Origin of the sequence: Kitasatospora sp. NPDC059327, from assembly GCF_042752535.1 — a bacterium.
Classification (GTDB): Bacteria; Actinomycetota; Actinomycetes; order Streptomycetales; family Streptomycetaceae; genus Kitasatospora.
The window spans coordinates 1-22,244 of record NZ_JBHYYB010000052.1 but is presented as its reverse complement, the minus strand read 5'-3'; the positions used below and the strand labels follow the sequence as shown (position 1 = coordinate 22,244).

Below are 22,244 nucleotides of genomic sequence, written 5' to 3'. Positions count from 1 at the left end.
CGTCGTCTTCCCCCCTCCGTTGTGGGGGCGGGCGCGGCGGCCGGCGCGGCCGCCGCGCGCGGGGGCCCCCCCCCCACGCCCGGCGCCGCACGCTCCGTTCCGGCGCGGCGACGGGCGCGGTGGCGGCCCTGCTGGCCGCCACGCTGGTGCTGGCCGGGGTGCTGGTGGGCCAGCGCCTGGGCCCGGCGGCTCCCACCTCCGACGGACCGGCTCCGCAAGCGGCCGACACCCCCGTCGGGGCGGCCACCCAGGTGGCCGGCACCGCCGCCGGGACGGCCGTAGCGACCGCCGGTACCTCCCCGACCGCGGCGGTCGACACCCCGGGGCCGACTCCCGCCGGGCGGCCGGGCGGCTCACCGGCCGCTCCCGCGCCCGACCTCCCGCCGGCCCCGAGCCCCGGAACACCCGTCGTACCGCCGCTGCCCGCACCCACCGGGACACCGGTTCCGACGGCGCTGCCCGGCGTCCCGTCGCCACTGGCCACCCCCTCGCCGTCGGCCGCGGGCGGGCGGCCCGCGTCCTCGCCGCTCCCCAGCGCGCCGGCGACCACGCCGCTGCCCGATCCGCCGGACCCCGGCCGCCTCGGCGGAACCCCGATGACGCCGCCGACGGGGTCGGTGGAGATCAGGAACGGCAACAGCCTGCAGTGCGTGGCCATCGCCGGCGGCAGCCGGGACGAGGGCCGGCAGGTCCAGCAGTACCCCTGCGCGGACTTCCCCGACCACTTCTGGGAGGCCCAGAAGTCCCACACGGACGCGGCGGGTGACACCTACTACCGGATCGTCAGCTACAACAGCGCCCTGTGTCTCACCGTCCGGGACTCCAGCACCGAGGCCGCCGCCCCGGTCGTCCAGTCGGCGTGCGGGAACAAGCCCGGACAGGCCTGGACGATCGAGAAGTGGCCGCGCGGCATCCGTTTCGTCAACGGCAACAGCCGCCAGTGTCTCGCCGTCACCCACGGCAGCGGCGCCCCCGAGGCCCCGCTGATGCAGTACCCGTGCGGTGACTACCCGGACCACTACTGGAACTACGGCCCACGCCGGTAGCCGGCCGGCCGGAAGGGTGCGGCGTCCGCCCCGGCGGCGCCGGCTCAGGAGACCTCGGCGAGGACCGGCTCGGCCATCGTGAGCAGGCGCCGGAACGCCGTGCGGGCCGAGGAGGCGCGGCGGAGGTCCGGTGCGCCGTTCACAGGCCGTCCCGGTCGTGCCAGTGCCGCTGCCAGCGCGGGTCGATCGGTTCGGCGGCGGCCTGGTACCGGATGTCGGTGGACAGCCGGAACCGCCCGGCCGGGTCCCGGTTGTCCAGGGCCGCGTGCACGATGTGCGCGCTGTGGACCATCAGGTCGCCCGCGGCGAAGTCGGTCACCAGCCAACGGGCGTCGTGGGCCTCGGCGAGGGCGGGCAGGTCGGCGGTGATCGACGCGGCGGGGCGTCGCAGCGTGCCGGCGGCCTCCTCGGCCCTGACCCGGTGGTGGCTGCCCTCCAGGTAGATCAGCGGGCCCCGGGCGAGCGGGCAGTCGCCCAGCGGGATCCAGGAGGAGACGACACGGTCCGTGCCCTCACGGAGATAGACCAGGTCGTAGTGCGCCTGGGTCGCCGTGCCGATGCCGGACTCGCCGGGGCCCACGTGGCGAATGATCCGGCGGCGGTGCAGGTGGAGCTCGTCGGTGCCGAGGAAGCGGCGGTAGAACGCGAGGAGTGCGGGGTGCCGGCAGATCGCCTCGTACGCGCGGCCGGGAACGATCTCGCCGTACAGCAGTTCCCGGAACCTCCCCCGGTCGAGATCGGCGGCGGTGGCCGCCAGGCCCTCCACCGGGTCGGAGCCCGCGCGGATCAGGCCGCTCGGCGCCAGTGTGGCGAAGTAGTGGCGGCGGAACGCCAGGACGGTGTCACGGTCGAGGAAGCCCGGCAGGTACAGGTAACCGTCCCGGGCGAAACGGGCCCGCAACGCGTCGAAGTCCCGGCGCTCCGCGGGCGGGACGGGTTCGAGTGCGCCCAGCCGTCGCGGGCCGGTGTCCAGGCGGTGGCCGTTGGACGTCAGGACTGTTGTCGGCGGGCGGGCGGGCCGCTGCGAAACGCTCATACCGGCATGCTGGCCGCGTTCGACGCGTGGGACAATGCACGGATTCCGAAGGAACTTGGACGATTGTCGACGGGGCAGCAGCCGTGCCGGACTCCACCTCCACCGCCCACTACCGCACTCCCCCGGACGCCGTGCGGGCCCTGGGACTGGCGGTCACCGGAGTCGGGCGGATCGTCGGCCAGACGTCGACCCGGGTCCTCCGGACGCTGAGCGGTTACGCCGGGGTGCTGGTCACGGCGGGATCCGGGTGTCTGGAACTGCACGGGCGCCCCGGGACGCACCCGGTCGGGCCCGGCTCGTTCTTCTGGCTGCCGCCGGGCGTTCCGCACTCCTACGGTCCGACCGGCGGCTCCTGGGACGAGTACTGGATCCTGTGCGAAGGCCCGGCGACGGCGCGCTACGAGGACCTCGGCTACCTCGGCGGCGCCCCCGTCGCCGCCCGTCCGGCCGACCCCGGCGGGGTGCGCGCGCTGTTCGTGCGCCTCCTGGAGGAACTCGCCCGGCCGGAGTCGCTCGCCGGCCACGTCATGGCGTCGGCGACCGCCCACACCCTGATCGGCCTGGTGGGCACCGGCCGCGACGAGCCCCCCGCGTCCGCACCCACGCGCGGGGACACCGGCCACCGGGACATCGGCCACCGGGCCGTCGACCTGCTGGCCCGGACCGACGGGCCGGTGCGGATCGGCGCGGTGGCGAGGGAACTGGCCGTCTCCCGGGACACCCTCGCCACGGTCGTACGACGCCTCACCGGTTCCACACCGACGGAGTACCTGATGCGGCTGCGGCTCGACCGCGCGAAGGTCCTGCTCGCCGGCACCGACCGCCCGGTCGCGCACATCGCCAGGGAGGTCGGGTACCCGGATCCCGCGTACTTCACCCGGGTCTTCACGCGCTACGTGGGCGATCCGCCGACGGTCTTCCGCCGCCAGCAGTCCTGACCCGGCGCAGCCTGACCCGGCGCACAGCGCGAATCCACGACCTACGACAGCACTCACGACTCTCCACCTCCACGGGATGACGAAACCTCAGCGACCGTGCACGTGGACGCAGTCCGCTTCGGCGATCAGGACTCCCGACCGGCGGACCGAGCTCGGGGCGTTACCGAGTCGTGATTTCACCTGGTCGCAATCCGGGGGCACCGCCGGCCCGACCGCACCGATCGTCAAGTTCCGCACCCCGTGCGGGATACCGGGCACAGCTGGACGGGAAGCCGTGTCGCCGGAAGCTACGGCCGGGTAGGACTTGACGCCTCGCCCTGGCAACTGCAACCTTCGTGGTTGAAAGTGCTTGAAACATTCGCAATTGAAGCAAATCCGAGCGCATTCACTGCTCTGTCGCGCTATAGGCTGCGCGTGCCGACAGTCGGCACGAACGACCCGCAGCACGGCGGATTCCCGACGGGAATGCGGGTCGACGGCGTCGACCGGAACGAACCCCAGCGGCCCGGTGCCCGGCGCACCGGCCCTGCGCATCCCCCCACCAAGGCGCGATCTCGCGCCCTCGGTCGCCCGCTCAACGGGCGGCTTCGTTGCCTTCCCCCACAGAAGGAGTCAACCATGCGCTGGTCCCACCGACGAGGCCGACACCTCGTCGCACTCACCACCGCCGCCATCACCCTCCCGCTCACGGCCATGCTCACGCCGGCCGCCGCCGAGACCCCCGCTCCCGCCCCCGTCCCCACCCCCGGCGCGGCCGTCGTGCCGCAGCCGGTCTCACAACAGGCGCTGCCCGGGACCGAGTTCACCCTCTCCGCCAAAACCCGGATCGCCGTCCTGTCCAAGGACGCGGCGGCCGTGGGCGTCGGCACCTACCTGTCGAAGCTGCTCGCCCCCGCGACCGGCCTCGACCTCCGGGTGGTGAAGACGACCAAGGCCCCGGACAAGGCCGTCGTCCTGGACCCCAACGGCCCCAAGGAACTGGGCGCCGAGGGATACACCCTCACAACCGACAAGAACGGCGTCGTCGTCACGGCGTACGGCGCCCAGGGCCTGTTCCGGGGCGTGCAGACCCTGCGCCAGCTGCTCCCCGCCGCGGTGGAGTCCCGCACCAAGCAGTCCCGGGCGTGGACGATCGCGCCCGCGAAGATCTCCGACTCGCCCCGCTACGAGTACCGCGGCGTGATGCTGGACGTCGCCCGCCGCTTCTTCCCCGTCGAGCAGGTCAAGCGCTACATCGACGAGGCCGCCGCCTACAAGATCAACAAGTTGCAGCTGCACCTGACCGACGACCAGGGCTGGCGCATCGCCGTCGACGCCCTGCCCAACCTGACCAAGGTCGGCGCGAGCACGCAGAGCGGCTTCACCGGCGGCACGAACTGGTACTACACGGCGGCGGACTACAAGGAGATCGTCTCCTACGCCGCCTCCCGCTTCATGACCGTGGTGCCCGAGATCGACGGCCCCGGCCACACCTGGGCCGCCCAGACCTCGGTGCCCGAACTGCGCTGCGACGACAAGTACGCCAAGCCCTACTCCGGCTTCGATATCAAGATCAGCCTCTTCTGTCTGGGCGAGCCGAAGCAGAAGGAGGCCACCCAGAACTTCCTGCGGACCGTCATCAAGGCCGTCGCCGAGATGACCCCCGGCCCCTACATCCACCTCGGTGGCGACGAGGTCCCGGGGGACACCACCCAGGAGCAGTACGACTCCTACGTCAAGACGGCCACCGACGCGACCACCGCGCAGAAGAAGACCGCGATCGGCTGGCACCAGCTCGGCCAGTCCCCCCTGCCCGCCGGCAGCCTCCTGCAGTACTGGGGCGAGGACGACGACCGGAAGACCATCGGCACGGCGAACGAGGCACTGGGCATCCGCCACCTGCGCGAAGGGGCCGCCCAGGGCGCCAAGTTCATCATGTCGCCGTCCAGCCAGGCCTACCTGGACATGAAGTACGACGAGTCCACCCGCTACGGCCTGAAGTGGTCCGGCTACGTGCCGGTGCAGCGGTCCTACGAGTGGGACCCGGCCACCGTCACCGGCAAGCTCGACGGCACCGGCGTCATCGTCCCGGCCCAGAACGTCGCCGGCGTCTCGGCCGCCCTCTGGGCCGACCGCGCCTACGACGACAGCAGCGAGCTGCCCAACAGCGGCACCAAGTGGCCCGAACCCAAGGACTACGCCGACTTCATGAGCTTCCCCCGGCTGCCCGCCCTCGCCGAGGTCGCCTGGAGCCCCCAGTCCGCCCGGGACTGGACCAGCTTCCAACAGCGCCTGGGCCAGCACGGCCCCCGCTGGACCGCCGCCGGCATCGGCTTCTACCCCGCCCCGGGCGTCGCCTGGGCCGGCACGACCGGTAACGGCCTGGAGGGTGTCCACACCCTCACCATCGGCGGCAAGGCCCTGGAGGTCCCGGGTTCCTCCACGACCTCCAGCACCCAGCTCACCACCGCGGGCACGACCGGCGGTGCCGGCCAGAAGTGGTCCTTCACCCGCTACAACGACGGGACCTACGCGCTCGTCAACCAGGCCACCGGGCTCTGCGCCGACGTGAACCGCGGCTTCACCAGCGCCGGCGCGAAGATCATCCAGTGGGCCTGCACCGGCAACCGCAACCAGCGCTGGACCGTCACCCCGGTGAGCGGCGGCCACACCATCACCTCGGTCAAGACCGGATTCCTGCTCACCACGGCCTCGACCGCCGACGGCGCCCTGATCACCCAGCGGGCCGCCTCGCGCACCGCCCTCCAGAAGTGGACCATCGACTGACCCGGTAGCGGCGGGCGTCCGCGCCACCTGCCGAGGGGCGGTCGCCCCGGCCCGCCCCTCGGAAACCTGCCGGTAACGGTCCGGTAACAGGACGGGACGCGGAGTCCCACCCGCGACTCCTCCTCGGGAAGGCCCACGACGGTCTTCCCGAGGAGGCTCTTTTGCGTTCGAGGGACGTCCCGTGGCTCGGGGCGGGGCAGGGGGCAGCCACCCGACATCGGATGGACCGGTCGTCACCGCTCCGCGATTCGAGGCCGTCCGCGCGGGGACCGCCGGGCAGCTTCCGCACGCCGCCCACGGTCAGAGCGTCGACCGATGCCCCACTCCGGGCACGGCCACCGTCGGGTACCCGGGACAGAGCGCCGCCGATGGGCCGACGCGTGCGCTCCGAATGCCCGGACGAACGGTCCGGAGCGCACCGGAGGCACCGCGAGGACGCGTCCGTGCCGTCGACAGGACCGAGCCGCTGCCACCCGTCACTCCCCCGAGAGCGCAGAGCGACCCGACCAGCATCCTGTAGGACACCCGGTAAGGAGTACGCAGCCATGTCAGGAAGAATCGCCCTCCCACCGCCGGCCGAGAGCCACCGCCCTCGGCACGGAACGCCCACCGGACGCACCACCCTCGGCCGCGCCTTCACCTCGCTCGTGGCCTCGCTCGCCCTGATGACCGGCTCGGCCGCCGTGTTCCCCGCCCTGTCGGCGGCGGCGCCCGCCGAGGCCCCGTACGGCGCGAACGACGCGCCGGTGCTGATCGTGCTCGGCCAGAGCAACGCGGGCGGGTGGGCGGCGCCGATCAGGGACGCCACGGACCTGACGCAGTGCCAGTCCTTCAGCCACGTCAAGGCGCTGAACCGGACGAACAACCAGCGGGCCGGGATGACCCAGGCCACCTGGTCGCCGTACACCTGCTCCGGCACCAACCTCGGCGAGGAGCACAACGGCGGCCTCAACTACAGCGTCGCGTCGGCGACCGCGCTGCACTGGGAGCGCGCCGTGACGGCGGGCACGACCCTGCCCGACCTCAACGTGATCCACCTGGCCTGGGGCAGCCAGGGCGTCCAGGGCAACGAGCCGACGAGGAACCTCTGGTGGCCGGACCGCGACCCGGCCGACGCCGCGAGCCTGTTCCCGCGGGCGGTGAACACGATCGCCAACGGTCTGCGGGCCCTGCGGGAGGCCGGCAAGCAGCCGCGGATCATCGGCATCCACTGGAACCAGTGGGAGGCCGAGGCGGCGAACCCCGCGACGGTCAACGCCGGACAGGTCCGGCAGGCGCTTCTCAACGTCCTGGAACCGCTGCGGACGATCAGCGGCACCCCCACCACCCCGGTCTTCCTCTACCGTCCGCGCGCGACCGTCTACGATGCGACGCGGACCCGGTACGTCACGGAGGCGGTGACCGCCATCGCCGGCGGACCCACGCCCCACCCCTACCGGCTGCTCGACGCCGCGAACGCCACCTCGGCGACGGGTACGCCCCTCTACCAGCCCAACGCCCCACAGAACTTCGGCATCTTCAGCGACGGTGTCCACTACACCCGCGCCGTGCAGGAGTGGTTCGCCGACCAGCAGTGGCGGACCGTCTTCACCGACCAACAGTACGGCGCGCCGGTGCCGGCCACCGTCAACGCGGCGTTGAGGAAGCCCGCCACCCAGTCCTCCACCAACCGGCCCGGCGTGGAGGAGGCCGGGAACGCGGTGGACGGCAACACCAGCGGCGTCTACGCGCAGGCGACCCCGAGCTACACCAGGAACGAGGCGCAGCCGTGGTGGCAGGTCGACCTCGGCCCGAAGCAGCGGATCCGGTCGGTGGAACTGTTCAACCGCACGGACTGGAGCTACGAGCGTCTCACCGACTTCGACGTCATGGTGTCGGACACCGACCTCACCGGTCGTAGCTGGGCGGACATCCAGGCCGACCCGGCGGTGCGCAAGACCCGCGTCAGGGGCACCGCACCGACGAAGCTGACCGTCGCCGTGGGTGCCGAGGGCCGCTTCGTCCGGGTCCAGCTCGCCGGCACCGACTACCTCACCCTGCCCGAGGTCCAGGTCAACGTTCCGGTCGCGACGGTACCGGCCGGGTACCGCACGGTGACCATCGCCGGGACGAGCCACGTCGTCGACGTGCGCGCGGGCAGCGTCGCCGACGGCGCCCAGATCATCCGCTACCCGAACGTCGGCAGCTCGAACCAGCGCTTCGAGTTCCGGCCGCTGGCGGACGGTCACGTACGCATCGTCAACGAGAGGAGCGCGAAGGACCTGGCCGTGGAGAACGCGTCCCGGGCCGCCGGAGCGAAGGTCGTCCAGCGCACCCACACGGCCGCCGGACCCGCCGACGACGAGTGGCGCCTGGAGGACGCCGGCGGCGGACGGGTGCGCGTGGTCAACCGCCACAGCGGCCTCTACCTCACCGCGGGCGCCGCCGAGGTCACCCAGTTCGAGCAACGCCCCTACGACGGGGGGGATCTCCAGGTGTTCACCGTCGGCTGACGCGCTGTCGGAAGCGCCGGGCAGGGCCGCCGCCGGCGGGCGGTCCGCGGCCGAGGCCCGGGCGTGTTCAGCCCACCCGCCGTGCCTCCTCCGGAACACCAGGGACGGCCTCACGGGCCTCACGGAGGAGGCGCGGCGCGCGCCGCCACGTCCGGGTGGGGTGGTGGCGCCCGCCGCTGCCGCAGGTGGGTCCACCGGCTCGCGGCGGGCCTCCTGGAGCGCGTCTGGAGCGGGGAGTTCCTCCTCCTCTCGCACCGAATCCACCCCATCAATCCCGGTCTTCGCCGAAGAGGACTACACCTCCTCAGCACCCTCTCAACAGCCGCGATTCCTTCGTAAGTCCATGTAAGAGTAGTCCGGTTAAAGATTCTTCGGTCCGGGATCTAGACAGGGGCCGACGCCATCCTCGTTAATTCATCCCATGTCCCGCCGTCACGGCGGGAGATGGGATCACTCACGTGAGGCCGTGTGTTCGACGGCCTCCGGCCTTGGCGATCCCACGCACGACAGGCCCGCACGGTCCGGGCTTCGCCCCGGCCTCACCGCCGCCCTCGACTCGGGGGCGGGCAGGCCTCGCCGCCTCCGGCGCGCCACCGGGCCGCCCCCTCACACCGGCCCGGTGATCTCGCCCCGTGTGCCCACCCGCACCCCTCGTCCGACCCCGGAGTCGCCCCCATGTCCCTGCCAGACCTCCCCCTCAACCGTCGTCACTTCCTCACCGCCGCAGCCCTGGTGGCCGGTGCCGCGGCCGTCCCCTCCTTCGCCCTCGCCTCCCGGGCCGCCGCGGCCGTGCCGCCCCAGGTCACCCTGCCCGAGCGCGGCATCTGGGACGCCGCCGCCGCGTCGGCCTGGACCGACGGGTTCCTCAGCGGCAACGGCGAGTACGGGGCCGTCTACTACGGGGCCCCGGCCCTGGAGGCGATGGTCCTCAACCACCACCGGCTGGTGCTGCCCAACGGCACCCGGGACGTCATGCCGCCGGTGATCTCCGGCAAGCTCGGAGCGGCCCGGGACAAGGCCCTGGCCGGCGACTACGCGGGAGCCTCGTCGACCTTCGCGAACGGCTGGCAGCTGCGGTGGACGCAGACCTTCCACCCCGCTTACGAGCTGCGACTGAGCACGCCGGGCATGACCACGGTCAACGACTTCGCCCGGATCACCGACTTCCGCACCGGCGAGATCACCCACAGCTGGACCGACGGCTACGGCACCTGGAAGCGCCGCGTCTTCGTCTCCCGCGCCGACCGGGTCATCGTGCACGAGCTGCTGCCGGCCACCGGCCGCACCGTCGACACCACCCTCAGCGTCAACACCGCCCTCGCGGACGTGCCCTCCAACGTCTCCTTCGCCACCACTGCCACGGTCACGAACGGCGAGGGCTATCTCAACCTGCGCGGCGTCTACCCGTCCGGCGGCGCCTACGGGTACGAGGGCGTCACCCGGGTCGTCGCCTCCGGCCGCGACGCCTCGGTCACCGTCAACGGGCAGACCCTGGTGGTCGCGCGGGCCACCAAGGTCCTGCTGCTGACCAAGCTCGGCCGTTACGAGACGCCCACCGAGTGGAACTCCCGGCCCCTGCAGACGGCCCTGGCGGGGCTGACGGCCGACTACACCGCCCTGCTGGACCGCCACACCCCGAAGCACCGGGGCATGTACGACCGCTCCGCCGCCATCGACCTGAACGTCTCCGCCGCCGATCGCCGGCTGAGCACCAGTGAGCTGATCGCCCGGCAGAACACCACCACCTCAGCCGTCGACATCGCCCTGCTGGAGCGGATGTACGACTCCGGCCGGTACCTGTTCATCAGCTCCAGCGGCGTCCTGCCACCGCGCCTGACCGGGATCTGGAGCGGTAGCTGGCGGGGTGCCTGGGCGGACGACATCACCACCGACGCCAACATCAACCTCCAGGTGGCGGGGGGCAACATCCTCAACCTGGGCGACTCCATGCAGAGCTACTTCGACCTCGTCCTGGGCCAGCTCGCCGACTGGCGCACGAACGCCACCAACCTCTACGGCGCCCGCGGCTTCCTCGCCCCCTCCCGTACCGACGGGGAGCACGGGCGCATGCTGCACTTCGACGACGGCGGCTTCCCCGGCCAGACGTGGACCGGCGGCGCCGACTGGCTGCTCTACCCGCTGCTGGAGCACTACGAGATCACCGGCGACATCACCTTCCTGCGGGAGAAGCTGGGCCCCGCCCTGATGGAACTGGCGCTGTTCTACGAGGACTTCCTCACCCGCACGGACGCGAACGGCAAGGCCGTCTTCGTGCCCTCCTTCTCCATGGAGAACAGCCCGAGCAGCACGGGCAGGTACTTCGCCATCAACGCCACCGGCGACGTCATGGCCGGCCGGCACGCCCTGCGGGCCGCCATCGACGCGGCCAACACGCTCGGTCTGGAACAGGGCGGCGGCAAGGGCGTGGCCCGCTGGACCGCGCTGCTGGCCAAGCTGCCCGACTACACCGTCAACGGTGACGGGGCGCTCGCCGAGTGGTCCTGGCCCGGACTGACCGACCGCTACAACCACCGGCACATCGCGCACCTGCACGGCGCCTGGCCGTTGCACGAGATCAACCCCGAGGAGCGGCCCGACCTGGTCATCTCCGCCCGCAAGGCCCTGGACAAGCGCGGTGACGAGAACTACTCGGCCCACGGCAGCCTGCACCGCGCGCTGGCCCGCGCCCGCCTCAAGGACGCCCCCGGCGTCTACGACAACCTGCTGAAGATCTACGGCCGGAACATGGTCTTCCGGTCGCTGATGACCGCCCACAACCCCAACCTCACCACCTACAACTGCGACGCGGCGAACGCCATCCCCGGCATCCTGGGCGAGGCACTGGTCTACTCGCGCCCCGGCGTCCTGGAGATCCTCCCCGCGCTGCCCGACCAGTTGGCGAAGGGCAGCATCAAGGGCGTCCGCGGCCGCAACCGCGTCACCGTCGAGTCGCTGTCCTGGGACACCGCCGCCCGCACGGCCACCGTCGTGCTCGTCTCCGACATCACCCAGAACATCACGTTCGTCTGCCGGCGCGGCATGACCTCCGTCAGCACCGGCGCGAGTGTCGCCACTTCGCCGCTCGGCAACCACGCCCGGGTGGTGTCGCTGACCGCCGGCACCCGCACCACGATCACCGTCGGCCTGTTCGACGTCGGCCCGCTCACCGGCGAGTTCAAGCTGGTCAACCGCAACAGCGGCCAGGTCATGGACGTCTTCGGAGGCTCCAGCGCCGACGGCGCCGCGGTCATCCAGTACCCCTGGTCCGGCAGCACCAACCAGCGGTGGCTGCTGCTCCCGAACCAGGACGGCTCCTTCCGGCTCTCCAGCGTCAGGAGCGGCAAGGTGCTGGAGGACCCGAGCGCCTCCGGCACCGTCGGCGGGGCCCTCGACCAGCGATCGGACACCAACGGCACCCACCAGTGGTGGAAGCTCGTGCCGGCGGGCACCGGCGGCCACTACCGCCTGGTCAACGTCAGGAGCGGCCTGTGCGCGGACGTGCGGGGCGGGTCCACCGCCAACGCCGCCCCGGTCGTCCAGTCCTCCCCGGGGGGCGGCGCCGGCCAGGAGTGGAGGCTCGAAGCCGTGTGACGGCCCCGGGTGCGTGAACCGGCGGCGACCCGGCGTCGCCGCCGTCACGGCCCCGCTCCGACGTCACCGGGCCGCCCGGACCACCCGGGCGGCCCGGGCTGCTTCGGACACATGCCACCCCCCGATCCCCGTCATTGATGGGATCAATTCTACCCCAGCCAGGGGCCCGCAGTCGGCGAAGGCTGGATGAACCGCCTGATTTCCGGCAGGTGTCGACCGAGGCATTGACAGCCTCTTCGGCCGAGATCTATAAACATCCCATCTCTTAGAACTGTGACACGCGGGCCGTCACCGTTCGGCGTCCGTCTCCCACCTCGGGACCACCGCAAGGAACCACCGATGAGACTCAGCACCGCCCTCTGCTCCTCCGTCTCCGCGATCTCAGCACTGGCGCTGCTCAGCGCCTGCGGCTCCGGGACGGGGACCTCCTCCTCGTCGAGCCAGCCACTGATCGGCGTCGACTACCCGCGCTCCGACACCGACTTCTGGAACTCGTACATCAAGTACACGCCCGGGTACGCGGGGAAGCTCGGCCTGTCCCTCAAGACCACCAACTCCCAGAGCGACGTCGCCAAGCTCACCGCCAACGCCCAGACCTTCATCAGCCAGGGCGTCAAGGGCATCGCGATGGCCCCGCAGGACACCGCCGCCATCGCCCCGACCCTGGACCAGCTGGCCGCGAAGAAGATCCCGGTCGTGACCGTGGACACCCGCCCGGACACCGGCAAGGTCTTCATGGTGGTGCGGGCCGACAACCGGGCGTACGGCGAGAAGGCCTGCCAGTACCTCGGCACCAAGCTGGGCGGCAAGGGCAAGGTCGTGATGCTGGAGGGCGACCTGTCCTCCATCAACGGCCGTGACCGCACCGAGGCGTTCAACGACTGCATGAAGAAGAACTTCCCGGACATCAAGGTGTTCGGCGAGGCCACCAACTGGGACGGCGCGGTCGCCGCGCAGAAGCTCCAGACGGACCTCATCGCCAACCCGGACATCAAGGGCGTCTACATGCAGTCCAGCTTCGCCCTCGCCGGCACGCTCCAGGTCCTGAAGCAGGCGGGCCTGCTGGTGGACCCGAAGGACGAGAAGCACGTCTTCGTCGTCTCCAACGACGGAATCCCCGAGGAGCTCAAGAACATAGCCGACGGGAAGATCGACGCGACCGTCTCCCAGCCGGCCGACCTCTACGCCCAGTACGCCCTGCACTACCTGCGGGCCGCGATCGACGGGAAGACCTTCCAGCCCGGCCCGACCGACCACGACAGCACGATCATCCAGGTCCGCGACGGGCTGCTGGAGGACCAGCTCTCGGCCCCGCTCGTCACCGCCGACGGCGGCACCTACGGCGGCGTGGCCAGTGTGCGCAGCGACGACAAGTCCCTCTGGGGCAACAACGTCGGCTGACCTCCCCGGTCGGTGACCCATCGGTGAACCCACGGCAAGCGAACAAAGGCGGTTGAGATGAGCGACGGGGAGCGAGTGGTCGGCCCCGCGCCCGGCCCGGCAGCCGACGGGCGGATCCTCGCGGACCCGCCCGTCGTCGAGGCGACGGGCATAGTGAAACGATTCGGTCCGACCGTGGCCCTCGACGGAGCCCGGATCACCATCAGGCCCGGCGAGACCCACGCACTGGTCGGCCGCAACGGGGCCGGGAAATCCACCCTGGTGTCCGTCCTCACGGGCCTCCAGACACCCGACGAGGGAACGGTCACCTTCGGCGGCGACCCGGCACCGAGGCCGGCCGACCGCGACGCCTGGCGCCGGCGGGTGGCCTGCGTCTACCAGAAGTCGACGATCATCCCCACCCTGACCGTCGCGGAGAACCTCTTCCTGAACCGGCACGCCGCCGCCCGCGGCCGCCTGATCAGCTGGGCCGGTGTGCGCCGCCGCGCGGAGGAGCTGCTGACGACCTGGTCGGTGGACGTCGATCCGCAGACCCCGGCCGGCGATCTCGACGTGGAGCAGCGGCAGTTCGTGGAGATCGCCCGGGCGCTGTCCTTCGGGGCCCGGTTCATCATCCTGGACGAGCCGACCGCCCAGCTCGACGCGGCGGCCATCAACCGGCTCTTCGACCGGATCCGCGACCTGCAGGACCAGGGCGTGACCTTCCTGTTCATCAGTCACCACCTCCAGGAGGTCTACGAGATCTGCGACACGGTGACGGTGTTCCGGGACGCCCGGCACATCGTGACCGCGCCCGTCGCGGAGCTGCCCCGGGGCGAGCTGGTCTCCGCCATGACCGGCGAGGCCGCCGCCCGGCGCGAGGAGCGGGTGAGCAGCGCCGACCCCGGCGTCACGCCCGCGCTGAGCGTCCACGGCATGAGCGGCGAGACCTACGACGACGTCACCTTCCGGGTCGCCGCCGGGGAGATCGTCGGACTCGCGGGGGCCTCGGGCAGCGGCCGGACCGAGATCGCCGAGACCGTCGTGGGCCTGCTGGCCGCCGACAGCGGCGACCTGCGGATCGCCGGCAACCGGCCCCGACCGGGCAGCGTGCCGGCCGCGCTGGCCGCGGGTGCCGGATTCGTCCCGCAGGACCGGCACCACCAGGGCTTCGTGCCCGACATGTCGATCGCGGACAACGCCACCCTGTCCGTACCGGGCCGGATCGGCAGCAACGGCTTCCTGAGCCACGCCCGCCGGGACCGGCTCGCCGGGAGCATGATCGAGCGGCTGGCGATCAAGACCCCCGGACCCGACCTGCCCGTCTCCGCCCTGTCCGGCGGCAACCAGCAGAAGGTCGTCATGGCCCGCGCCCTCGCCGACGACCCCCGGCTGCTCGTCCTGATCAACCCCACCGCGGGCGTGGACGTGCGGTCCAAGGAATTCCTCCTCGGCAAGGTCGAGGAGACCGCGCAGACCGGCACCGGAGTGCTCATCGCCTCCGACGAACTCGACGACCTGCGCATGTGCGACCGGGTCCTCGTGATGTTCCAGGGCCGTGTGACATCGGAGATCGCCCGCGGCTGGCACGATCACGACCTCGTGGCCGCGATGGAAGGAGTGGACCTCAATGCCTGACACCGTCCTCGTGGACACCCCCGCCCCCAAGGCCGCCGAACCGGCGGCGAAGCGGACCGCGCTGTTCGGCGGCCGGGTGCCGCTGGCCCGGCTCCGCGACCTGGCCCTCGTCCCCGCGATCGTGGTCATCGCGATCGTCGGCCAGATCGTCAACCCGGTGTTCCTGCAGGCCGACAACCTCGTCAACGTCCTGCAGACCATGTCCGAGATCGCCCTGCTGGTGCTGGCCCAGACGATGATCCTGATCGTCAAGAAGATGGACATGTCCCTGGAGTCCACCATGGGACTCGCCCCCGGCGTCGCCGCCCTGCTGGTCGTCCCGACCGGCGCCGGGCACGGGCTCGGCCTGCTCTCCGGAGCCTGGGCCGTCCCGGTGACCCTCGCCGTGGGCGCGCTCGTCGGCGTGGTCAACGCCCTGCTGATCATCCGCTTCGGGCTGAACGGGTTCATCGTCACCCTCGGCATGCTGATCGTGCTGCGCGGCATCCTCACCGGCCTCTCCGGCGGTCAGACCTTCTTCCGGCTGCCGTCCTCCATGCTCTACCTGGGCACCGCCCAGTGGTTCGGGATGCCGGCGTCCATCTGGATCTGTCTGGCGCTGTTCGCCGTGGCCATCGTCGTCCTCGGCTGGACCGGCTTCGGCCGCTCCCTGTACGCGATCGGCGGCAACGTCGACGCGGCGAAGGCGGCGGGCATCCGGACCGACCGGGTGCTGTGGATCGTCATCGTCAGCGGCAGCGTGCTCGCCGCCCTCGCCGGGCTGCTGCTCTCCGGGCGGCTGGCCTCGGTCGCCGCGGCCCAGGGCGACGGCTACATCTTCACCGTGTTCGCGGCCGCCGTCATCGGCGGGATCAGCCTCAACGGCGGCAAGGGCACCATGTTCGGCGCCTTCAGCGGCATCCTGCTCCTCTTCATGATCCAGAACGTGCTCACCCTCGCGGGCGTCCCCGCCCAGTGGATCGGCGCCCTGAACGGCCTGATCATCCTGGTGGCGCTGATCATCTCGCGCATCACGGGCGGCAAGGCCCAGGAGTGACCCGGGCGGCCCGCACGCCGCCGCACCCCGCCACCGTTCCCCCTCTCGTCACAGGGGCCTCGCGCCCCTGCCCCCACAGGAGTCACCGCCATGTCATCCGCCCTGCCCACCTCCCCCGCGCCCGCCCGCATCACCGCGCTCGACGTCCTGGACGTGCGCTTCCCCACCTCCGAGCACCTCGACGGCTCGGACGCGATGAATCCCGAGCCGGACTACTCGGCCGCGTACGTCGTCCTGCGCACCGACGCCGACGACGAGCTGGAGGGCCACGCCCTGGCCTTCACCACCGGGCGCGGCAACGACGTGCAGGCCGCCGCCATCGCGGCCCTCGCGCCCCACGTGGTCGGCCTGTCCGTCGACGAGGTCTGCGCCGACCTCGGCGCCTTCTCCCGCACCCTCGTCCACGACCCCCAGCTGCGCTGGCTGGGGCCGGAGAAGGGCGCCATCCACATGGCCGTCGGCGCGGTCGTCAACGCCGCCTGGGACCTCGCCGCCAAGCGCGTCGACAAGCCCGTCTGGCGGTTCCTGGGCGAGATGTCGCCGGAGGAGCTGGTCGCGCAGGTCGACTTCCGCTGGCTCAGCGACGCCCTGACCCCCGAGGAGGCCCTGGAGATCCTGCGTCGCGCCGAACCCGGTCGCGAGGAGCGGATCGGCCGGCTGCTCGAACAGGGCTACCCCGCCTACACCACCACACCGGGCTGGCTCGGCTACTCCGACGAGAAGCTCGCCCGGCTGGCCCGCGAGGCCGTCGCCGACGGCTTCACCCAGATCAAGCTCAAGGTCGGCGCCTCCCTGGAGGACGACGTGCGGCGCCTGCGCACCGCCCGCGCCACCGTCGGCGACGGGATCCGCATCGCGGTGGACGCCAACCAGCGCTGGGACGTCCAGGACGCGATCGACTGGATGAGCGCCCTGGCCCCCTACCAGCCGTACTGGATCGAGGAGCCCACCTCCCCCGACGACATCCTCGGCCACGCCGCCGTCCGCGGCGCCGTCGCTCCCGTCAAGGTCGCCACCGGCGAGCACATCGCCAACCGGGTCGTCTTCAAGCAGCTCCTCCAGGCCGGCGCGGTGGACATCGTGCAGATCGACTCCGCACGGGTCGGCGGCGTCAACGAGAACATCGCGATCCTGCTGCTCGCCGCCAAGTTCGGCGTGCCGGTCTGCCCGCACGCCGGCGGCGTCGGCCTCTGCGAGATGGTCCAGCACCTGTCGATGTTCGACTACGTGGCCGTCTCCGGCACGGTCGAGGACCGGGTCATCGAGTACGTCGACCACCTGCACGAGCACTTCGTCGACCCGGTCCGCGTCACCGACGGCCACTACCTCGCCCCCACCCTTCCCGGGCTGAGCGCGCAGATGCACCCCGAGTCCCTCAAGGAGTACACCTACCCCGACGGCCCGGTCTGGTCCGCCCGTGTCTGAGCCGCCTCCCCTGATCGACGCCCACCACCACGTGTGGGACCTGGACCACCGGCCCCAGCCCTGGCTGGACGAGCCCGGCCACGAGCCGATCCGCCGCACGTACGGGATCCAGGACCTGACCCGCTCCGCGAACCGGGCGATCGCCGGACGGCGGCTGGCGCGCACCGTGCTCGTCCAGTCCGTCACCTCCGTCCCCGAGACGCGGGAGCTGCTGGCCCTCGCCGAGCGGGAGCAGCTGATCGGCGCCGTCGTCGGCTGGGCCGACCTCACCTCGCCCGCGATCGGCGACACGCTCGATGCCCTGCGCTCCGGCCCCGGCGGCGGGTACCTGCGAGCCCTGCGGCACATCGTGCAGGGCGAGTCCGACCCCGAGTGGCTCCAACGCCCCGCCGTCGAGCGGGGGTTGCGGGCCGTCCGGGACAGCGGCCTCGGCTACGACGTCCTCATCCGCGCCGGCCAGCTCCCCCAGGCGGTCCGCCTGGCCCGGCGCCTCCCCGACCTGCCCGTGGTCCTGGACCACGCCGGCAAGCCGCCCGTCGGCCGCCCGGCGCTGTCCGACTGGGAGCGGGGGGTGCGCGAGCTGGCCGCGGTCCCCCACGTGCGGTGCAAGGTCTCCGGGCTGATCACCGAGGCGGACCACCGGAGGTGGACGATCGACGACCTCCGGCCGGTGTGGGCCGTCCTGCTGGACGCCTTCGGCCCCGACCGGCTGATGTTCGGCTCCGACTGGCCGGTGTGCGTCCTCGCCGGCGGCTGGAACCGCTGGGCCGCCACCGTCGAGGAACTGCTCGACGACTGCTCCGAGAGCGAGAAGCAGGCCGTGCTCTCCGGCACGGCGACCTCCTTCTACCGACTGTCCGACACGAGCGAGGACCCACCCCCGTGCTCCTGACCGACCTGCTGCACCCCGGAATCCTCCGGTCGCTCGCCGGCGCCGGCCACGGCGCCCGCGTCCTGATCACCGACGGCCACTACCCCGCCGGCACCGCCGTCGGCGAGCGCGCCGACACCGTCCACCTCAACCTGACCCCGGGCCTGCTCGACGTCCCCACCGTGCTGGACGTCCTGCTGGGCGCGGTGCCCGTCGAGTCGGCCCACGTGATGGTGCCGCCCGAGGGCGAACCGGAGCCGCCGGCCATCGCCGGGTACCGCTCCGCCCTGGCCCCCCGACCGGTCGAGGCGCTCGACCGACACGCCTTCTACGACGCCGCCCGCTCGCCCGACCTGGCCCTCGCCATCGTCACCGCGGACACCCGCACCTACGCCAACCTGCTGCTCACCATCGGCGTCCGCGCCGAAGGAACCCTGGGATCACGATGACACTCGCAGTCCGCTACCTGGCCGCACGAACCCTTGGAACGGCTCCCGCCGAAGCCCCCGAACCCGGCCCCGGCGAGGTGCAGCTGGCCCCCGCCTTCGTCGGCATCTGCGGCACCGACCTGCACATCTTCCACGGCGACATGGACGCCCGGGTGCTCGCGCCCGCCGTCCTCGGACACGAGATGTCCGGCCGCGTCGTCCGCGTCGGCCCGGAGGTGGAGGGCTGGCGACCGGGGGACGCGGTCACCGTCATGCCGCTGCGCTGGGACGACACCTGCCCGGCCTGCCGGGCCGGCCACCAGCACATCTGCCACCACCTCGACTTCGTCGGCATCGATTCGCCGGGCGCGATGCAGCAGCGCTGGACCGTGCCCGCCGCCCTCCTGCTCCGGCTGCCGGACTCCCTCCCGCTGGACCGGGCCGCGCTCGTCGAACCGACCGCGGTGGCCGTGCACGACGTCGGACGGGCCGGCGTCCGGGCCGGTGAGAAGGTCGTCGTGGTCGGCGGCGGACCGGTCGGCATGCTCATCGCCCTGGTCGCGCGGGACGCCGGCGCCGAGGTCCGGGTCGTCGAGCTGAGCGCCCACCGCCGCCTGCTCGCCGAGGAGTTGGGCCTGACGGCCTGGAACCCGGCCGAGCACGACGTGCCGGCGCTGGTCCGGGAGTGGACCGGGGACGCGGGCGCGGACGTCGCCTTCGAGGTGTCCGGCGCGGCAGGCGGCGTGGACACGGCGGTCGACGTGCTGGCCGCGCGCGGACGGCTGTGCCTCGTGGCCATCCACCCCCGCCCCCGCGAGGTGAACCTGCACCGCTTCTTCTGGCGCGAACTCACCCTGGTCGGAGCCAGGCTCTACGACCGCGCCGACTTCGAGAAGGCGGTCACCCTGGTCGCCGACGGCACGATCCCGGCCGAGCGGCTGATCAGCAAGGTCGTACCGCTCACCCAGGCCGCCGCCGCGTTCGAGGCCCTGGAGGGCGGCGGCGACGTGATGAAGATCCTGCTGGACTGCGCCGCGGAGCCCACCGACGGCGCCGACCGCGCTCCGGCCGACCACACCCAGGGAGACGCCGCATGACGCCCTTCGACCTCACCGGGAAGCTCGCCGTCGTCACCGGAGCCCGGCGTGGCATCGGCCGGGCCATGGCCCGCGCGCTCGCCGAAGCGGGCGCCGACGTCATCGGCGTCAGCGCCACGCTGGAGGAGTCCGGCAGCGAGGTGGAGAAGGACGTCCTCGCCGCGGGCCGGACCTTCGAGGCGATCCGCGCCGACTTCGCCGACCCCGACGCCGTCCGGGCCCTGGGCACGGCCCTCGCGGGCCGCGACCGGCCGGTGGACATCCTGGTCAACAACGCGGGCACGATCCGCCGCGCCCCCGCCACCGAACACCCGGACACCGACTGGGACACGGTCCTCCAGGTCAACCTGAGCGCGCAGTTCACGCTGACCCGCGCGGTGGGCGCGGCGATGGTGGCCCGCGGCCGCGGGAAGATCGTCTTCACGGCTTCGCTGCTCAGCTTCCAGGGCGGCATCACCGTCCCCGGCTACACCGCCGCCAAGCACGGCATCGCCGGCCTCACCAAGGCGCTGGCCAACGAGTGGGCCGCGCACGGCGTCAACGTCAACGCCATCGCGCCCGGCTACATCGCCACCGACAACACCCAGGCGCTCCAGGACGACCCGGCGCGCAGCAAGGCCATCCTGGAGCGCATCCCCGCCGGCCGCTGGGGCGGCCCCGACGACCTCGCGGGCGCCACCGTGTTCCTGGCCTCGGACGCCGCCGCCTACGTGCACGGCATCGTGCTGCCCGTCGACGGTGGATGGCTCGGCCGATGACCGGCACCCTGCTGGACGCCGCACTGGCCGGGGCCCGTCTCCTGCCGGTGCTGACCGTGCCGTCCGCCGCGACCGCCGGCCCGCTGGCCGACGCGCTCGCGGCGGGCGGCGCCCGGTGCGCCGAGGTCACCCTCCGCACTCCGGGCGCCACGAGCGTGCTCAGGACGATGGCCGCCCACGGTGGCCTCACCGTCGGCGCGGGCACGGTGCTCACCCCCGAACAGGCCGAGCGCGCGGTGGAGGCCGGGGCCCGCTTCGTGGTCTCGCCCGGCTTCGACGCGGAGGTCGTCGCCAGGTGCCGCGCGCTGGGGGTGCCCGTGGTGCCGGGCATCGCGACCGCGACCGAGCTGATGACCGCGCTGAAGGCGGGGCTGGACACGGTCAAGCTGTTCCCCGCCGAACCGCTCGGCGGCGCCCGGCTGCTGAGCGCCCTGGCGGCGCCCTTCCCCCGGGCGCGCTTCGTACCGACCGGCGGCATCGGGCTCGCCCGGCTGCCCGACTACCTCGCGCACCCGGCGGTCCGCGCGGTCGGCGGCAGCTGGATGGCCACCAGGGCGCTCCTGGAGCACGAGGACTACGACGAGATCCGGCGGCTGACCGCCCGGGCCGTCGAGAGGAGTACGAGGTGAACGGCCCCGAGGTCATCGCGCTCGGCGAGGTGATGCTGCGCTTCGACCCGGGCGAGGGCCGGATCCGCACCGCCCGCTCGTTCCGGGTCTGGGAGGGCGGCGGCGAGTACAACGTCGTCCGCGGGCTGCGCCGCTGCTTCGGTCTGCGCACGGCGGTGGTCACGGCCCTCGTGGACAATGCCGTGGGCCGCCTCGTCGAGGACCTGATCCTCCAGGGCGGTGTCGACACCTCGATGATCCGCTGGGTGCCCGACGACGGTGTGGGCGGCTCCGCGCGCAACGGCCTGAACTTCGTCGAGCGCGGCTACGGGATCCGCGGCGCGCTCGGTGTCAGCGACCGCGCGAACACGGCCGTCTCGCAGCTGCGCGAGGGCGAGGTGGACTGGGACGCGGTCTTCTCCGCCGGGGTGCGCTGGTTCCACACCGGCGGCGTCTTCGCCGGCCTGTCGGACAGCACCGTCGACGTCGCCGACGAGGCCATGGCCGCGGCCCGCCGGCACGGGGTCACCGTCTCCTACGACCCCAACTACCGTGCCAGCCTCTGGGCCGGTCGGGGCGGCGCCGTCCGGGCCCGCGAGGTGGACCTGCGCCTCGCCCGGCACGCCGATGTCGTGGTCGGCGCGCTGGGCCTGGTCGGAACGCACCCGGGGCAGACCCGTGTCGGGGCCGGCGAGGTGGCCGACGCGCTCGCCGAGGTCGCCCGCCTCCTGCCCGGGGCCGAGGTGCTGGCGACGACCCTGCGCGAGGTACCGTCGGCCGGGATCAACGACTGGTCCTCGGCCGCCTGGTCGGCGAAGACCGGCTTCGTCGCCGGGCGCCGCATGCCCGCCCTGCACGTGCTCGACCGGATCGGCTCCGGCGACGGCTTCGCCGCCGGCCTGATCCACGGGCTGCTCGGCGGCGCCGGCCTGGAGCGTGCCCTGGACTACGGCACCGCCCACGGCGCGCTGACCATGACCACCCCCGGAGACGTGTCGATGGCCACGCTCGCCGAGGTCGAGGCGCTCATCGCGGGCGGATCGGCCCACGTCAGCCGCTGATCCGGAGCACGTCCGGCGGCAGCCAAGGCTCCGGAGCGCCTGTGCCCCCTCTCGATGGGAGGGGGCACAGGCG

Annotated in this window: 16 protein-coding genes; 15 read left to right on the top strand and 1 reads right to left on the bottom strand. The window is 72.6% G+C overall.

Annotation, left to right across the window (positions count from 1 at the left end):
• Window positions 1–119: 119 nt before the first annotated feature.
• The gene (locus tag ACFXHB_RS27440; RefSeq protein WP_380577322.1) at window positions 120–1,046 is read left to right on the top strand and encodes an RICIN domain-containing protein; all 927 of its coding nucleotides are present in this window, start codon (window positions 120–122) and stop codon (window positions 1,044–1,046) included.
• Window positions 1,047–1,185: 139 nt separating this feature from the next.
• On the opposite strand, the gene ACFXHB_RS27435 is transcribed toward ACFXHB_RS27440, so the two are convergent.
• Window positions 1,186–2,082, bottom strand: a complete 897-nt coding sequence (locus ACFXHB_RS27435) for a phytanoyl-CoA dioxygenase family protein (protein WP_380577321.1) — start codon at window positions 2,080–2,082, stop codon at window positions 1,186–1,188.
• An 83-nt stretch (window positions 2,083–2,165) separates the two neighbouring features.
• On the opposite strand from ACFXHB_RS27435, the gene ACFXHB_RS27430 reads away from it, so the two are divergent.
• The 14 genes from ACFXHB_RS27430 to ACFXHB_RS27365 all read left to right on the top strand — a co-directional run bounded on the left by ACFXHB_RS27430 (window position 2,166) and on the right by ACFXHB_RS27365 (window position 22,171).
• Window positions 2,166–3,020, top strand: a complete 855-nt coding sequence (locus tag ACFXHB_RS27430) for a helix-turn-helix domain-containing protein (protein ID WP_380577320.1) — start codon at window positions 2,166–2,168, stop codon at window positions 3,018–3,020.
• 618 nt (window positions 3,021–3,638) lie between these two features.
• Window positions 3,639–5,786, top strand: a complete 2,148-nt coding sequence (locus ACFXHB_RS27425; RefSeq protein ID WP_380577319.1) for a family 20 glycosylhydrolase — start codon at window positions 3,639–3,641, stop codon at window positions 5,784–5,786.
• A gap of 545 nt (window positions 5,787–6,331) precedes the next feature.
• On the top strand, window positions 6,332–8,278 hold the full coding sequence (locus ACFXHB_RS27420; RefSeq protein ID WP_380577318.1) for an RICIN domain-containing protein: 1,947 nt from the start codon (window positions 6,332–6,334) through the stop codon (window positions 8,276–8,278).
• A 675-nt stretch (window positions 8,279–8,953) separates the two neighbouring features.
• Window positions 8,954–11,869 (top strand): RICIN domain-containing protein, encoded by a 2,916-nt coding sequence (locus ACFXHB_RS27415; RefSeq protein WP_380577317.1) that lies wholly within the window; start codon window positions 8,954–8,956, stop codon window positions 11,867–11,869.
• A 339-nt stretch (window positions 11,870–12,208) separates the two neighbouring features.
• Window positions 12,209–13,270 carry a sugar ABC transporter substrate-binding protein gene (locus tag ACFXHB_RS27410; RefSeq protein ID WP_380577316.1) on the top strand — a complete coding sequence of 354 codons (1,062 nt, stop codon included), beginning with the start codon at window positions 12,209–12,211 and terminating at the stop codon, window positions 13,268–13,270.
• Between the two features lie 57 nt (window positions 13,271–13,327).
• Entirely contained in the window at window positions 13,328–14,887 is a 1,560-nt protein-coding gene (locus tag ACFXHB_RS27405; protein ID WP_380577315.1) for a sugar ABC transporter ATP-binding protein, read from the top strand.
• On the top strand, window positions 14,880–15,923 hold the full coding sequence (locus tag ACFXHB_RS27400) for an ABC transporter permease (protein ID WP_380577314.1): 1,044 nt from the start codon (window positions 14,880–14,882) through the stop codon (window positions 15,921–15,923). The genes ACFXHB_RS27405 and ACFXHB_RS27400 overlap by 8 nt, the downstream gene beginning before the upstream one ends.
• Window positions 15,924–16,013: 90 nt before the next feature.
• Window positions 16,014–17,348 (top strand): enolase C-terminal domain-like protein, encoded by a 1,335-nt coding sequence (locus tag ACFXHB_RS27395; protein ID WP_380577312.1) that lies wholly within the window; start codon window positions 16,014–16,016, stop codon window positions 17,346–17,348.
• Entirely contained in the window at window positions 17,341–18,240 is a 900-nt protein-coding gene (locus tag ACFXHB_RS27390; protein WP_380577310.1) for an amidohydrolase family protein, read from the top strand. Before ACFXHB_RS27395 ends, ACFXHB_RS27390 begins: the two co-directional genes overlap by 8 nt.
• Entirely contained in the window at window positions 18,231–18,668 is a 438-nt protein-coding gene (locus tag ACFXHB_RS27385) for an RbsD/FucU domain-containing protein (protein ID WP_380577309.1), read from the top strand. The genes ACFXHB_RS27390 and ACFXHB_RS27385 overlap by 10 nt, the downstream gene beginning before the upstream one ends.
• Complete coding sequence (locus ACFXHB_RS27380; RefSeq protein ID WP_380577308.1) at window positions 18,665–19,744, top strand: zinc-binding dehydrogenase; 1,080 nt, start codon at window positions 18,665–18,667, stop codon at window positions 19,742–19,744. The genes ACFXHB_RS27385 and ACFXHB_RS27380 overlap by 4 nt, the downstream gene beginning before the upstream one ends.
• A complete protein-coding gene (kduD, locus tag ACFXHB_RS27375; RefSeq protein WP_380577307.1) occupies window positions 19,741–20,502 on the top strand; it encodes a 2-dehydro-3-deoxy-D-gluconate 5-dehydrogenase KduD in 762 nt (253 codons plus the stop codon). The genes ACFXHB_RS27380 and kduD overlap by 4 nt, the downstream gene beginning before the upstream one ends.
• Window positions 20,499–21,131 carry a bifunctional 4-hydroxy-2-oxoglutarate aldolase/2-dehydro-3-deoxy-phosphogluconate aldolase gene (locus tag ACFXHB_RS27370; RefSeq protein WP_380577306.1) on the top strand — a complete coding sequence of 211 codons (633 nt, stop codon included), beginning with the start codon at window positions 20,499–20,501 and terminating at the stop codon, window positions 21,129–21,131. Before kduD ends, ACFXHB_RS27370 begins: the two co-directional genes overlap by 4 nt.
• A complete protein-coding gene (locus ACFXHB_RS27365) occupies window positions 21,128–22,171 on the top strand; it encodes a PfkB family carbohydrate kinase (RefSeq protein WP_380577305.1) in 1,044 nt (347 codons plus the stop codon). Before ACFXHB_RS27370 ends, ACFXHB_RS27365 begins: the two co-directional genes overlap by 4 nt.
• Window positions 22,172–22,244: the final 73 nt, after the last annotated feature.